16 protein-coding genes are annotated in these 14,254 nt (G+C 70.1%); 10 read left to right on the forward strand and 6 right to left on the reverse strand.

The genetic code is table 11. The features are described 5' to 3' along the window. Positions 1–24 precede the first annotated feature (24 nt). A complete protein-coding gene (locus HUS56_RS12795) occupies positions 25–408 on the reverse strand; it encodes an SHOCT domain-containing protein (protein ID WP_173923835.1) in 384 nt (127 codons plus the stop codon). Positions 409–595: 187 nt separating this feature from the next. Between HUS56_RS12795 and HUS56_RS12800 the strand changes: the two genes are divergently transcribed. Further along, positions 596–943, forward strand: coding sequence for a carboxymuconolactone decarboxylase family protein (locus HUS56_RS12800; RefSeq protein WP_173923836.1), 348 nt, complete (start codon positions 596–598; stop codon positions 941–943). Positions 944–955: 12 nt separating this feature from the next. Here the strand turns inward: HUS56_RS12800 and HUS56_RS12805 are convergent, their stop codons facing one another. Then, positions 956–3,208, reverse strand: a complete 2,253-nt coding sequence (locus HUS56_RS12805; protein WP_173923837.1) for a LuxR C-terminal-related transcriptional regulator — start codon at positions 3,206–3,208, stop codon at positions 956–958. Positions 3,209–3,271: 63 nt separating this feature from the next. Here HUS56_RS12805 and HUS56_RS12810 point away from each other — a divergent pair, with 63 nt between their 5' ends. Then, a complete protein-coding gene (locus HUS56_RS12810) occupies positions 3,272–4,075 on the forward strand; it encodes a class I SAM-dependent methyltransferase (RefSeq protein ID WP_173923838.1) in 804 nt (267 codons plus the stop codon). Positions 4,076–4,117: 42 nt separating this feature from the next. Here the strand turns inward: HUS56_RS12810 and msrA are convergent, their stop codons facing one another. Then, complete coding sequence (gene msrA / locus HUS56_RS12815) at positions 4,118–4,663, reverse strand: peptide-methionine (S)-S-oxide reductase MsrA (protein ID WP_173923839.1); 546 nt, start codon at positions 4,661–4,663, stop codon at positions 4,118–4,120. Next, the gene (gene msrB / locus HUS56_RS12820; RefSeq protein WP_173923840.1) at positions 4,660–5,148 is read right to left on the reverse strand and encodes a peptide-methionine (R)-S-oxide reductase MsrB; all 489 of its coding nucleotides are present in this window, start codon (positions 5,146–5,148) and stop codon (positions 4,660–4,662) included. The genes msrA and msrB overlap by 4 nt, the downstream gene beginning before the upstream one ends. 228 nt (positions 5,149–5,376) lie before the next feature. Between msrB and HUS56_RS12825 the strand changes: the two genes are divergently transcribed. From HUS56_RS12825 to HUS56_RS12835, 3 genes are all read left to right on the forward strand, one after another. Further along, positions 5,377–7,053, forward strand: a complete 1,677-nt coding sequence (locus HUS56_RS12825; RefSeq protein WP_173923841.1) for a sodium:proton antiporter — start codon at positions 5,377–5,379, stop codon at positions 7,051–7,053. 213 nt (positions 7,054–7,266) lie between these two features. After that, entirely contained in the window at positions 7,267–8,193 is a 927-nt protein-coding gene (locus HUS56_RS17360; protein WP_254431445.1) for a lytic transglycosylase domain-containing protein, read from the forward strand. A 161-nt stretch (positions 8,194–8,354) separates the two neighbouring features. Then, positions 8,355–9,425, forward strand: coding sequence for a YihY/virulence factor BrkB family protein (locus tag HUS56_RS12835; RefSeq protein ID WP_254431446.1), 1,071 nt, complete (start codon positions 8,355–8,357; stop codon positions 9,423–9,425). Positions 9,426–9,433: 8 nt separating this feature from the next. Here HUS56_RS12835 and HUS56_RS12840 read toward each other — a convergent pair whose 3' ends face one another. Both HUS56_RS12840 and erm read right to left on the reverse strand, forming a co-directional pair. After that, complete coding sequence (locus HUS56_RS12840) at positions 9,434–9,649, reverse strand: hypothetical protein (RefSeq protein WP_173923842.1); 216 nt, start codon at positions 9,647–9,649, stop codon at positions 9,434–9,436. A 148-nt stretch (positions 9,650–9,797) separates the two neighbouring features. Further along, on the reverse strand, positions 9,798–10,619 hold the full coding sequence (gene erm, locus HUS56_RS12845) for a 23S ribosomal RNA methyltransferase Erm (RefSeq protein ID WP_173923843.1): 822 nt from the start codon (positions 10,617–10,619) through the stop codon (positions 9,798–9,800). Between the two features lie 362 nt (positions 10,620–10,981). On the opposite strand from erm, the gene HUS56_RS12850 reads away from it, so the two are divergent. The 5 genes from HUS56_RS12850 to HUS56_RS12870 all read left to right on the forward strand — a co-directional run bounded on the left by HUS56_RS12850 (position 10,982) and on the right by HUS56_RS12870 (position 14,141). Beyond that, entirely contained in the window at positions 10,982–11,488 is a 507-nt protein-coding gene (locus HUS56_RS12850) for a nitroreductase family deazaflavin-dependent oxidoreductase (RefSeq protein WP_173923844.1), read from the forward strand. A 26-nt stretch (positions 11,489–11,514) separates the two neighbouring features. Beyond that, positions 11,515–11,793 carry a DUF2277 domain-containing protein gene (locus HUS56_RS12855; RefSeq protein WP_173923845.1) on the forward strand — a complete coding sequence of 93 codons (279 nt, stop codon included), beginning with the start codon at positions 11,515–11,517 and terminating at the stop codon, positions 11,791–11,793. 61 nt (positions 11,794–11,854) lie between these two features. Beyond that, positions 11,855–12,877, forward strand: a complete 1,023-nt coding sequence (gene ligD / locus HUS56_RS12860) for a non-homologous end-joining DNA ligase (RefSeq protein ID WP_173923846.1) — start codon at positions 11,855–11,857, stop codon at positions 12,875–12,877. 102 nt (positions 12,878–12,979) lie between these two features. Beyond that, on the forward strand, positions 12,980–13,606 hold the full coding sequence (locus tag HUS56_RS12865; protein WP_173923847.1) for a flavodoxin family protein: 627 nt from the start codon (positions 12,980–12,982) through the stop codon (positions 13,604–13,606). 28 nt (positions 13,607–13,634) lie between these two features. Then, entirely contained in the window at positions 13,635–14,141 is a 507-nt protein-coding gene (locus HUS56_RS12870; RefSeq protein ID WP_173923848.1) for a VOC family protein, read from the forward strand. Positions 14,142–14,254: the final 113 nt, after the last annotated feature.

Consider the following 14,254-nt stretch of genomic DNA (forward strand, 5'->3'; position numbering starts at 1 on the left):
CGACGCGCGACCGGCCCCGTACCGCTAGGCCTTCTGCAGCGCCTTGGCCTTCAGCGTGTCGAACTCGGCCTGGGTGATGGTGCCGGCGTCGAGCAGCTGCTTGCCCTTCTCGATCTCCGCGGATGCCGAGGATCCGCCGGCGACGCTGCGGATGTAGTCGGCGCTGTCGGCCTGTGCTCGGCTGACCTCGGCGGCACGACGCTCGGCCATGCCCGAACCGCGCGCGATCAGGTAGACGAACGCGGCCAGGAACGGCAGGAAGACGAGGAAGATGATCCAGAGCGCCTTGCCCCACCCGTTCAGCGTGTGGTCGCGGAAGATGTCGATGATCACGGTGATGAAGATCCAGATGCAGGCCACGAGCACGTAGAACCAGAAGAGCCAGACGAAGAAGTCCCAGAGATTCATGTCGCGGCCTTTCGCCTCGAGCACGGTCGACGACCGGCTTCTGCCGGGAACGTACTCCCGCGGCATCCGCCGTCGCATCACGCAGATCGGATGAATCGCGCCGAATCACCCCATCTGCATGATGCGGGCGAGCGCAGCACGGGGTGTGCTTGCGCGTAGCCTTGCCCGACGTCGAAGGAGGGCTGTCGTGGACTACACGGAACGCCTGCGTCGACTGGCCATCAACGACGAGCGTCTCGTGGATGACGACCTCGGCGACCTCGGCGCGCGGTTCGACAACCTCGATCCGAAGACGCTGGCACTGGCCCGGGTCGCGGCCCTCGTCGCGGTCGGCGGCCCGGAGCCGTCGTTCGGTTCGCAGGCGGATGCCGCGGTGAGCGCCGGCGCGACGCCCGACGAGATCGTCGACGTGCTGATCGGGATCATCGCCGTGGTCGGCGTTCCCCTCGTCGTCGCGGCGGCGCCGAAGGTCGCGATGGCCCTCGGCCTCGACGTGGACGAGGTGCGCGGCGGAACGGGCGCGCATCCCGATTAGACGCCAGGCGCATCAGGATCCGAGGAGGCCGACCTCCATCGCGCGCTCGACGGCCTCGCTGCGTGATGACACCCCGAGCTTTCGGTAGATCGAACCGACCTCCGAGCTCACGGTGTTGCGCGAGACGAACAGCCGCTCGCCGATCTCGCGGATCGACAGGTGGGTCTGCAGGTAGGGGAGCAGCCGCAACTCGGCTGGAGTGAGCGGCGCGTGCCCCGCGGGTGCCTCGTGATCGATCGATGCCACCAGCTCACGGAAGTCGGAGACCTCGTCCACGAGGGAGCCGAGCTCGGGTCGATGCGCGAAGATGTCGTCGATCTCGCGCAGGAGGTGGCGGGCGCCGGCCTGGTCGTTCAGTGCCCAAGACAACCTGGCGAGCTGCAGGCGCACCCGTACGGCGAGGAAGGGGATGGCGTAGGTGCATGCCGGTCGGGCCCGCATCGCCTGGGTGACTCGACGGCGCGCCTCGCTCAGTTCGCCGCGGTGCAGGGCGAGCCGGGCCGCCTGGGTGAACGCCAGCACCGCGGTGGAGTAGTCGTGCATGCGGAATCGGTCGATGGCGGCGAGCGCCGTCGTCAGATGGTCGGCGGCCTCGTCCCAACGTCCCTGATCCATGGCCAGCACCGCCAGTTCCGACTCGCTCACCACCAGGACGTCGAAGTTGTCCCGTGCGGCTGCCATCGACGTGCACTCGCTGAACGCGACTTCCGCCGCGGACCACTCGCCGGCCAGCAGGTGCATCTCACCGAGGAGTGCCATCGCCTGGTCGCGCCACGGACTCCACGTCGGTTCTGATGCCACCGCGAACGCGGCATCCGCCATCCCGGGCCGGGGGCCGGCCGCGCACATCATCGCCCGGAGCATCGCGCGCGACGACTCGAACGATGCCGTGCCATCATCGGGCGCCTCATCGTACGACGCGGCGTCGACCAGGGCGAGCCACCGTTCCGCCTCGGTGACCTGGCCCGACAGCGCGCAGATCCATCCCGCCAGCACCGCGAGCGGAGGATACGCCTCGATCGCGGGGACGCCGAGCCCGGCGAACCAGCGTCGCACCGTCGTGAGCTGCCCGGACTGGTAGGTCGCGAGCGCGAGGCTCGCCACCAGGTGGGTCGCCCTTGCCCGCTCGGCCGGGATGTCGATGAGGTGCTCGAGGGCCATCGCCGGCGATCCGTTCCGCTCGAACCAGTCGGCGGCGCGGACGTGGAGGGCGGCGACCGCGTCGGGCTCGACACGGTGGAGTTCGCCGAGGAGGAACTCGCGGAAGAGCGCGTGGTAGCGGAACCACTCGCGTCGTCGATCGAGGGGGAACAGGAACACGTCGGATTGCTCGAGGCTGCGCAACACGGCGCGAGCGTCGCCGTCGTCGAGCACCGCGTCGCTGAGCGGCGCGGAGAATCGTTCGAGCACCGCGGTGCGACGCAGGAATCGCTGCTCATGCTCCGAGAGCCTCGTCAGCGACTCGCGATAGAGGTAATCGGCCACGAACCGGTCGTCACCCGAGACCGCCAACGCATCCCCTTGGCTGTCGCGAGTGATCGCGGCGGCGAGCCGGAGACCAACCGGCCAGCCCTCAGTGCGCTCGACCACCGCGACCGCGTCGCGATCGCTGAGGGGCACCTCGGCTGCGGCGAAGATCATCGCAGCGCCGTCGGCGTCGAGGGCGAGTTCTGCGGCGGTGATCTCGTACACGTCGCTCTCGGCCCGGAACCGGGGCACGTGCGGCTGCTCGCCACGGCTCGCCGACGCGACCTGCGACCCGTGCGGAATCCCCGCGAGGACCACACCGAGCACGTCGTGGCACGCGGGCGAACGCACCTCGTGGAGGTCGTCGAGCATGAGCACGAACGGATCCGGCGTGGCCCGCAGCGCGGATGCGAGCAGCGGCGCGGCACGCCCGAGGGCGGAGACGCCGCGACCGCGCACGTCATCGGCCAGGCGTTCCATGCCGGGAGCGGTGTCGGCGAATGCCGAGGCGAGCAAGGCGAGGAGCACGGCCGGATCGTCGTCGAACCGGTCGAGCGACACCCACGCCACACGGCGCTCCTCGGCGCGCGCCCACTCCGCGAGCAGGGTCGTCTTGCCGTACCCGGCAGGCGCTGCGACGCTCACCACGCGGCATCCGCTCGCCCGCGCAGCACGGATCAGCGGGGCACGGCTCACCGAGCCTCGGGACGGCGCATCCGGCACCGAGAACTTCGCGTCGAGCAGCACTTGATGGAGCTCGACCTCCGGCGCGACCGGCGCCGGAGCTTCCTCGACCACGCTCGAAGCCTAGTGATGGGCTCCCTTGCCGACAAGGAACCGCGCCACGCGGTACGGTTGAGGATGGCTCACGATCTCGTGCCCGACACGTGGGAGCAGGGACCGGCGTACGAACGATACGTCGGTCGGTGGAGCCGCCGAGTCGCACCACGGTTCCTCGAGTGGCTGCGGGTGCCCGGCGATCTGCGCTGGCTCGACGTCGGGTGCGGTACCGGCGCCCTCTGTGCGGCCATCCTCGATACCTGCGCACCGGCCTCGGTCGACGGGGTCGAACCATCCGAGGGGTTCCTCGAGGCAGCCGTCACGGCCCTCGGGAGTCGAGTGACCTTCCATCGAGCGGATGCCTCGGCGCTGCCCTTCGACGATGCATCGATGGACGTCGTGGTGTCGGGGCTCGTGCTGAACTTCGTGCCAGATCTCGACGCCGTCCTGGCCGAGATGTCACGCGTGGCCGTCGACGGTGGCGTCGTCGCCGCGTACGTCTGGGACTACGCCGAACGCATGGAGCTGATGACCTGGTTCTGGCGGGTCGCGACCGACCTCGACCCGGCCGCTCGGGCGCTCGACGAAGGGCGGCGCTTCCACGACTTCACCCCCGAGGCCCTGGCCTGGCGGTTCGCAAGCGCCGGCCTGGTCGACGTCGAAGAAGGGTCGGTGGAGGTGGCCACTCGGTTCGCCGACTTCGACGACTACTGGCGCCCGTTCCTCGGTGGTCAGGGCGTCGCTCCCGCCTACGCCATGTCACTCGACGAGCCGGCCCGCGATCGGCTGCGGGAGCGGCTGCGCACCACACTGCCGACGGGCCGCGACGGCTCGATCGACCTCGTCGCGCGGGCGTGGACGGTACGGGGACTCGTGAACCGGTGAGCGAGAACAGCGGCGGGCCGGGGCCCGCCGCTGCCGCATCCGCTAGGAGACCGTCTCGGTGTCGCGCTTGGGCAGCTTCCAACCCGGCCGCACGTAGTGGCACGTGTAGCCGTTCGGATACCGCTCCAGGTAGTCCTGGTGCTCCGGCTCCGCCTCCCAGAAGGGCCCGGCGGGGGAGACCTCGGTCGTCGCGGGTCCGGGCCAGAGGCCCGAGGCATCCACGTCGGCGATCGTCTCGTACGCCGTGACCTCCTGCTCGGGCGTGGTCGGGAAGATCGCCGAACGGTAGCTCAGACCGATGTCGTTGCCCTGGCGGTTCCTCGTCGACGGGTCGTGGATCTGGAAGAAGAACTCCAGCAGGTCGCGGTACGACACCGTCGACGGATCGAACACGATCTCGATCGCCTCGGCGTGCGTGCCGTGGTTGCGGTACGTCGCGTTCGGAACGTCGCCGCCGGTGTACCCGACGCGCGTGTCGATCACGCCCGGACGCTTGCGGATGAGGTCCTCCATGCCCCAGAAACATCCGCCGGCGAGCACGGCGGTCTCGGTCCCGGGGATCGTGGTGATGGCACCGGGGGTCGTCATGACGCATCCTCCTTCTCGGATGTCGCGGACGCGGCATCCGTGGTCGTGAACAGTGAGCGGTACTGCCCGTACCCCTGCTCCTCGAGCTCGGCGAGCGGGACGAACCTCAGTGCGGCCGAGTTCATGCAGTAGCGAAGGCCGCCGGCCTCGACGGGGCCGTCGTCGAAGACATGCCCGAGGTGGCTGTCGGCGCCCGACGAGCGCACCTCGACGCGCTTCATGAACAGCGAGCGATCGACCTTCTCAGTGACGGCGTCGGCCTCGATGGGCTTCGTGAAGCTGGGCCAGCCCGAACGGCTCTCGAACTTGTCGGTCGACGCGAACAGCGGTTGTCCCGACACGACGTCGACGTAGATGCCCGGCTCGTGGTTGTCCCAGTACTGGTTCATGAACGCCGGCTCGGTGGCGTCCTCCTGGGTGACCCTGCGCTGGAGGGGAGTGAGGCGAGCGATGGCCTCCGGAGTCCTGCGGTAGTCCTGTGACACTTGGTTCCTCCTTCATGGGGCGCCGCTGGCTGCGGCTCCTCGGCGCCAGTTCGCGAGTCGCGTTCATGGCGCCATACAGAAGAACGAGATGGGCCGCCGCACTGTTCCGCATCTCAGCCCTCCCCGCTGTGACTTGGCTGTGAGCGGCTCCTCTTCCCGGCGTCTCGCGTCGGGTACCGGTGATGCGGGAGACTTGGCCCAGTCGCGTCTCTGGGGGAGGTGCCGGTCGTGGAGCTCCTGGTGGTGGTCGTGCTCGGCCTGCTCGGCATCGCCGCCGCCACCGCGATCGGTCCGCGGCTCGGGGTCGCATCACCGCTCCTGCTCGTCATCGTCGGCATCATCGTGAGCTTCCTGCCGTTCGTGCCCGACGTCGAGGTCGATCCCGAGTGGATCCTGGCCGGCGTGCTCCCGCCGCTGCTCTACTCGGCATCGGTGTCGATGCCGACGATGGAGTTCCGCCGCGAGTTCCGCGTCATCAGCGGCCTCTCGGTCGGGCTGGTGGTGGTCAGCTCGGTTGCGCTCGGCCTGCTGTTCTCGTGGATCGTTCCGGGCGTGAGCCTCGCCGCGGGCATCGCGCTCGGTGCGATCGTGAGTCCGACCGACGCGGTCGCCACGTCCATCGTGAAGCGCGTCGGCGTGACCCCGCGCATCGTCACGGTGCTCGAGGGCGAGAGCCTCCTCAACGACGCGACAGCGCTCGTGTTGCTGCGTTCCGCGATCGTCGCGGCCGGGGCATCCGTCACCTTCTGGGAGGTGGTCGGCGACTTCGTCTTCGCGGTCGCGGTCGCCGTGGTCATCGGGTACGTCGTCGGCAAGGTGAACCTCTGGGTGCGGGCGAGGGTCACGGATGCCGCGGTCAACACCGTGATCTCGTTCGCCGTGCCGTTCGTGGCCGCCGTTCCCAGCGAGGCGCTCGGGGCCTCCGGCCTCGTCGCCGCCGTCGTGGCGGGCCTCGTGACCGGGCGCGGCGCCGCTCGGAGCCTTTCCCCGCAGCACCGCTTCTCGGATGCGCAGAACTGGCGGACCATCGAGCTGATCCTCGAGGGCGGCGTCTTCCTCGTGATGGGACTGGAGCTGTCGGCGATCGTCGCCGACCTGCAGAGCGGCGCGCGCACCATCGAACTGGGGGTGGCCATCGCCCTCGTCTCGCTCGCGGCGGTGATCGTCGTGCGGGCGCTGTACCTGATCCCCGCCCTCCTGCTCGAGCGCAACAGCGCCAGGCGCGCGGCCGACATCCGATCGAGGCTGTCGTCGCTCCAGGAACGGTTCGACGCCGCCGGCACCCGGCGGGCACGGGCGAGTCGGCGAGGTCGCCGGGACCAGTCCGCGGAGGCGCGCATGAGAACCGAGTCGCGCCTGCGGCGGATGGCCGCCGACATCGACTACTTCACGGCCGTGCCGCTCGGCTGGCGGGAGGGGTCGGTGATCGTGTGGGCGGGAATGCGCGGCGCCGTCACGCTGGCCGCAGCGCAGACGCTGCCGCAGACCGCCCCCGACCGCTCGCTCATCATCTTCATCGCCTTTCTCGTCGCGGCCGGGTCCCTCATCATCCAGGGCGGAACGCTCCCGCTGCTGGTGAGGATCGTGAAGCCCGCCGGCGTCGACAGGCAGGCCATGAGCCGAGAGCGCAGCGCCCTCGCCGGACTGCTCGCGGAGGTCGCAGACGACGTCCGAGCGCAGCGTGCCGCGAAGGCCGCCGAGGCCCGCGAGCGGACCGACACGACGACCGAGCGCCGCCTCTCCCACGGGCTCCGGCTCGAGATCATCCAAGCGCAGCGTGAGGCACTGCTTCAGGCCCGTGATGAGGGTGCGTTCAGCTCCTCGGTGTTGACCGGTGCGCTGGAGGCCCTCGACGCCGAGCAGATCACGATGGAGCTGCGTGGCGAGCACCGCGACGGCCCCTGAGACGGGGTCCGGCGCAAGGGAAGATCGGCAGGGCCGGGGCCCGGACGATGCGGCTGGCCGTCAATCGCTTTGATGACATTCACAGGAACACCGGAGGTTCTCTCCAGAAGGTCTCGGCAGACTGGCCACTTCGCCCGGGCGCCCCCGCGTCCGCGGAACGTCGAGCAAAGAGTCGTCGAGCCGCGTGCCTCGTCATTCGAACCCGTGAAAGTCATGCAGAACCAGCCTTCCTTCAATAGCCCCGCCATCGAAGAGACCCAGCCGCAGCCGTGGCGCCGCCGCGCCAAGCACGTCCGCAAGGGCTGGCGCCGCGGACCCGTCCTCGCAGCAGGCGCGGTCACGGCCATCGGCGCCATGGTCGGGACCGGATTCGTCGTGCAGGGTGCGGTCGCCGCACAGAACGACCGCATCGCCGAGACGCAGGTGCTCTCGGAAGCCGCGAACCGCGACATCCTGCAACTCGACGCCCATGGCGGCGTGCTCGAGGCTCGTGCCGTCAAGAAGGCCGAGGACACGCTGGCGGTGTCGACCACGACCATCGCCGCGGCGCAGGGCAAGGCCGATGCCGGCCAGCTCGCCGCATCCGCGGCCGCCCTCGCCGACTACAAGCTGCTCGCGCCCGAGCGCGTGTTCGCCCTCGTCGAGGAGACGACGGCGCACGCGGTCACCGTCCAGGCGGCCGTCGCCGAGGCCGACCGCATCGCGGCGGAGCAGGCGGCTGCGGCTGCGGCTGCTGCGCAGGCCGCAGCGGAGGCTGCCGCGAAGGCCGCGGCCGAGGCGCAGACTGATCGTTCGAGCTCCTCGTCGGGCTCACGTCCGGGTGCACCCGCCAACCCGTCGGAGGCGCAGGCGATCGCTCGCGACATGATGGCCTCGCAGTACGGCTGGGGTGAGGATCAGTTCGGCTGCCTGGTTGCCCTCTGGAACAAGGAGTCCGGCTGGAACGTGTACGCCGAGAACCGGTCGAGCGGTGCGTACGGCATCCCGCAGGCCCTGCCCGGCAGCAAGATGGCGTCGGCGGGCTCGGATTGGCAGACCAACCCGGCCACCCAGATCTCGTGGGGCCTCGGCTACATCGCGGGACGCTACGGCACCCCGTGCGCCGCCTGGGACACGTCGGAGCGGCAGGGCTGGTACTGATCCCGCGGGCGGCCCCGAGTCGGCGGCACTGAGCCGCCCCAAGGACCCACCTCCGAACGACCCCGGCGAATCCTCGCCGGGGTCGTTCGCGTTCCGGCGGGCTCGTCGGCGAACGGTGTCAAGCGCCTGCACGCGACATCCGGCGTGGATAGCCTGCGATCATGGGCGATGAGCAGGCAGCGACGAAGCAGGGCGGCCCGTTCGCCGGGATCATGGCCTGGGGCAAGCGGGTGACCGCGAGGGTGCTCGCGACGAAGCCGGCACGCGCGGTGCTCTCGTACCTCGAGCATCACGGCCCTCAGCTCGCCGACAGCATCACCTACCGCACGTTGTTCTCGGTGTTCGCCGGTCTCTTCCTCGGGTTCGCGATCGGCGGCATCTGGCTGTCGGGCAATCCCGAGGCCATGGAGGCGCTGGTCGCGACGATCGGTGCCGCGATTCCCGGCCTCTTGGGCGACGACGGGCTGATCAGTACCGACGACCTGATCCAGCCGCTGACCCTCAGCATCGCCGGCGTGCTCGCGCTCATCGGACTCGTCGGGGCGGCGATCGGCGCGGTCGGGTCGCTTCGGGTCGCATTCCGCCGGCTCGCCGACCTGCCCGACGAGCAGACGTTCTTCGTCTGGGTGCTGCTGCGCGACCTTGCGCTCGCCATCGGATTCGGTGCGGCGCTCGCGGCGGCGGCCGCGGTGAACTTCTTCAGCACGATCGCGCTCGAGTCGCTGTTCGGGTGGGTCGGAGTCTCGACCCGTGCACCGCTCTACGACGTGTCGACTCGGGCGGTGTCCATCCTCGTGATCTTCCTGATCGACACCGTCGTGATCGCCGGCATGTTCCGTACGCTGTCGGGGTTGCGCCCGAGCGCCCGCTCGCTGTGGACGGGTTCGCTGCTCGGCGGGGTCGGCCTCACGGTGCTGCAGGTGCTGTCCGGCCTGTTCGTCGGCGGTGCCACGAACAACCCGCTGCTCGCGTCGTTCGGCTCGCTCATCGCCCTGCTGTTGTGGTTCAACCTCTCGGCCCAGGTCATCCTCATCGCCGCCGCGTACATCATCGCGGGCGTCGACGAGGAGCACGATCGGGTGCACGCGCGTCACAGCGCTCCCACGATCGCGTACCGGCGCCTCCAGCGCGCGGAGCGACGAGCGACGGATGCCGCGGCCGAACTCGCGGCCGCGCGGGAGGCCGTCGAGCGTGAACGTCAGCCCTCCGGCACCGAGGCGGCGGAGGGCTGACGCGCACGTCAGAGCGTGTCGCGGTCGGTCGGGTAGGTGGTGTCGGTCTCCACGACCTCGATCACCTCGACGTCGACCTCGTCATCCGCGTCGGTGACGTCGTCATCGCCGAGGGCCTCCTCGACCTCCTCGTACTCCTCCTTGGGGAGTTCCGCGCTGAGCGGCAGCTCGGAGTCGGTGTACTCGCCCTCGACGGGCTCCCTGGGGCGCAGCGGGTCGGTCATGTCTCCTCCGATCGTTCGAGCGACCGGCGTCTACGGCCGCATGGCCACGCTAGGCCCGTCTCGGGTGAGCCGAACAGGGATTGACGTGCGCCGCACACGCGGGTAGCGCACCGAGCGATCATCGTCGACGCCACCGAGCGGTCGGCCATCAGCGTCGCGCCGTCGAGATCCGGTGCAGCGCCGCCCACTGCGCGGCCGTGATCGATCGGACCAGTGCGTTCGTCGCAACCCCCGCATCGCGCGCCCACGCCGTCGCGATCCGCCGCCCCCCGACGGATCCCGCCATTGCGACCGCCCCTCGGCCGGGTGCGGCGAACACTCGCCGCACGAGGTGCCGGTAGGCGCGGGACTCCGACACGGGTACCAGCGGCGACGTCCTGCGCTCCAGGTGCAGGAGGCCCGCGTCGACCGAGGGTACGGGTGCGAACGCGCGAGCCGGAATGCGCCGCAGCAGCGACGAGTCGTACCAGGGCCACCACTCCGCGGTCATGAGCGTCGCCCCGCCCACCCCCGCGCGCTTGCGTGCCACCTCCCACTGCAGCACGAGCAGGGCGTGCTGCCATGAGGAATCGGCGAACAATCGCCTGAGCAACGGCGTCGTGAGGCGGAACGGCACGTTCGAGACGAGGTTGGACGGTCGGGGCATCCGGAACTCGAGCAGATCTCCGTGCACGACGCGCACGCGCCTGCCGTGGCGCGCTCGGAGGCGTTCGACGTACCGGCGGTCGATCTCGACCGCCGTCAGCGGCATCCGAGCGGCGATGACCTCGGTGATCGCGCCGTCGCCGGGACCGAACTCGATGAGCGGATGCCGCGGCCAGCCGCTCACCACGTCGGCGATCGATGCGGCGACCCGACGGTCGCGGAGGAAGTTCTGTCCGTACTCGTGCCGGCCGCCGGTGACGGGCCGGCCGACGCGTGAAGCTCGTGATCGTGGGGAAGAGGAAGGGGAAGAGGAAGAGGTGCGCATGAACTGCTCCGTGTGTCGTCGACGACACCGGGACAGGGCGGGAGGCGATGAGCGCGTGTGCGCGAAGCGACGCCGCACTGCCCGGCGAGGGCGGGTGCGACGGCAGGATGCGAGCGGTCGTGATCGGCGATGCCGCCACCGGTGTGCGGGCGGGCCGAGGCTCGGTGAGCGAGAGGGGACTGCGCAGACCTGCCGTCAGGCAGTGCGCAGCCGAATCGATGCGAACATGGCTCCCCGTTCCGCGGAGACCGCTGGCAGGCGGCCCGGACCTGTAGATGCAACCCGCCACGGTAGCAGCTCGGGCACTGGTGCACCACCCCGCGAGTCTTCCCGCCGCCGCCGCCCGCCGAGAGAATGGGCAAATGGCCACCGTCGTCGGGATCGTTCGCTGCGCCGTCGCGCCGCTCAGCCGGACGCGAGTGTTCCGAGCCCTGGCGCCGATCGTGCTGCCGCCGGCGGAACGGATGATGGCGCGACTGACGAACGGGCGTGTGCAGCTCAGCGGACTCCTCGTCCCGTCGCTCGTGCTGCACTCGACGGGTGCGAAGTCGGGAGCGCCCCGCGACACGGTGCTGATGTACACGCCCGACGGCCGAGGCCGTGCGATCGTGGCCGGAACCACATTCGGCCAGGAGCGGCATCCCGGCTGGACCTACAACCTGCTCGCGCATCCCGACGCGTCGATCAGCGTGCGGGGGCGTCGACTGCCGGTTCACGCGACCCTCATCGCCGACGACGAGCGGGAGGCGGCGTGGGCGCGGATCGAGACGCAGTGGCCGGGCTACCGCGCGTACGAGCGCGACTCGGGTCGGGTCGTGCGCCTGTTCCTCCTGCAGCCGGTCGCCGACGTCCACCGCCTCTCGATGTGACGGAAGCTCCGGTCTAGGCTCGGGGTATGTGCAGGAACATCCACACCCTCCACAACTTCGAGCCCGCGGCGACCGACGACGAGGTGCACGCCGCCGCCCTGCAGTTCGTGCGCAAGGTGAGCGGATCGACGAAGCCGTCGAAGGCGAATGCCGAGGCGTTCGATCGGGCGGTGGCTGAGATCGCGCACATCACCCGCCACCTGCTCGACGACCTCGTCACGACCGCGCCGCCGAAGGATCGCGAGGTCGAGGCGGCGAAGGCGAGGGCTCGCGCGGCGAAGCGGTACGCGACGCTCAGCAGCTGACCCCACGACCGTCTGAACGCCACCCTGTCGCGTGTCACCAGGGCACGGTAGCGTCGCACTCATGGCCGGCGATGCTGTCACCCTCACTGTTCCAGGTCCGCACGGCGACCGTGAGGTGCGCATCTCGAGTCCGACCCGGGTCATCTGGCCAGAGGTCGGCATCACGAAGCTCGAGCTGGCCGAATACCTGGTCGCAGTCGGCGGTCCCTTCATCGAGGCGAACGGCGACCGACCGGTGTCCCTCCAGCGGTTCCCCGGCGGCATCGACGGCGAGCAGTTCTTCTCGAAGAACCCGCCCAAGGGTGCTCCCGAGTGGGTGCGATCGGTCACCGTGACGTATCCGAGCGGCCGGCGCCATCCGCAGGTCGTGCTCGACGAGCCCGCGGGCGCAGTCTGGGCGGCGCAGATGAACACCATCGTGTTCCATCCCTGGCCGTCGAGCACTGCGAACACCGACAACCCCGACCAACTGCGCATCGATCTCGATCCGCAGCCCGGCACCGGCTTCGCCGAGGCGGTTCCCGCCGCGCTCGCACTGCGAGACCTCATGGGCGAGGTCGGGCTGACGCCGTTCGTGAAGACCTCGGGCAGCCGCGGCATCCACGTGTTCGCACCCATCGAACCCGAGTACGAGTTCCTCGACGTTCGGCACGCGGTCATCGCGCTGGCCCGCGAGCTCGAACGCCGCATGCCTGACGAGCTCACCACGGCATGGTGGAAGGAGGAGCGCGGCGACCGCATCTTCATCGACTACAACCAGGCGAACCGCGACCGCACCATGGCCGGGGCGTACAGCCCGCGCCCGCTGCCGCACGCCTCGGTGTCATGCCCGCTTCAGTGGCACGAACTCGAGCGCGCCGACCCGACGCAGTTCACGATTCGCACGGTGCCCGACCGGCTGCGAGACATCGGCGACCCGTGGGCGGGCATGCAGTCGAATCCGGGCCGCATCGGCACGCTGCTCGAGTGGTGGCAGCGCGATCTCGACGACGGCCTCGGCGAGCTGCCGTTCCCGCCCGACTTCCCGAAGATGCCCGGCGAGCCGATGCGGGTCCAGCCCAGCCGCGCCCGCAACGCCGAGTGAGCAGATGCCGCGGGCGTCGGCGCCCTGTCAACCCCTTCCCGATGCCACACCCGCCTCGATAGGAACAGGAGGGAGCGTCAGGCGGCGCCGGAAAGGCTGCACATGCGAAACACCGACCAGACCGTCCTCCTCCTCAACTGCACGCTGAAGCCCGCCCCGGCGGAGTCCAGCTGCCAGCTGATGGCCGAGCAGCTGCTCGGCGGATTCGCGGCTCGCGGCGTCCATGGCGACATCGTCCGGGTCGTCGACCTCGACATCGCGCCGGGCGTCGAGGCCGACATGGGCGAGGGCGACGAATGGCCGCCGCTTCGCGCCCGTATCCTCGACGCCGACATCCTCGTGATGGTCACCCCGACCTGGCTCGGGCACATGTCGAGCGTGGCGCAGCGGGTGCTCGAGCGCCTCGATGCCGAGCTCTCCGCGACCGACGACGAGGGTCGCCCGATCCTCTTCGGCCACGTCGCCGCGACCGCCGTGCTCGGCAACGAGGACGGGGCGCACAAGATCACCGCCGACCTGCACCAGGCGCTGAACGACGTCGGCTTCACGATGCCGGCACAGGGCGGCACGTACTGGAACGGCGTCGCCATGGAGACGACCGACTACAAGGATCTCGACGAGACACCGTCGGCGGTGATGCAGGCCAATGACACGCTCGTCGCGAACGCCGTGCACCTCGCACGTCTGCTCGCCCAAGATCCCTATCCCGTGCCGCCGAGCGCGAGCTAACCGCCACCCGAACTGCAAGGATGGGCGCATGACGGATGCCGCTCCATCTCCTGTCCTCCAACTGCGCGTGGTCGTCGAGGCCGCCGACTACGACCAGGCGGTCGCGTTCTTCCGTGACAGCCTCGGGCTGCCCGAATACCTCTCGTTCGCCGAGGGCGGCGATGAACGGGTCGTCATCCTCGATGCCGGACGCGCCACACTCGAGATCGCGAATCCGGTCCACAAGGAGGCGATCGACCGGGTGGAGGCCGGCGGTGCCGAGAGCCCGCACATCCGTCTCGCCTTCGAGGTGACGGACACCGAGGGCATGACCCGGCGACTCGAGGGCGCGGGCGGCCGGGTCATCGCGGAGCCCGTCGTCACGCCCTGGCAGTCCCTCAACTCCCGCCTCGGCGCACCGGCCGGTGTGCAGGTCACGCTGTTCCAGGAGTTGCTCGAATCGGGGGAGCGCGCGGTGCTCGACGGCTTCTCCAGCGAAACGGAGCGTCGCGAGGGCGGCCACCGCCCGAGCGAACGGCCGCCCGCCACCGGGTGACGACCTAGCCGCCTCCGACGGCCGCCCGGGGTGCGATCGGTTCGATGCGCGGACATGGATTGCACAGGCAGGACTGAGGTTCCGTCCAGATTGACAGGGCAGGGTAGGGGACT

Origin of the sequence: Agromyces sp. Marseille-P2726 (assembly GCF_902809835.1) — a bacterium.
Taxonomy (GTDB): domain Bacteria; phylum Actinomycetota; class Actinomycetes; order Actinomycetales; family Microbacteriaceae; genus Agromyces.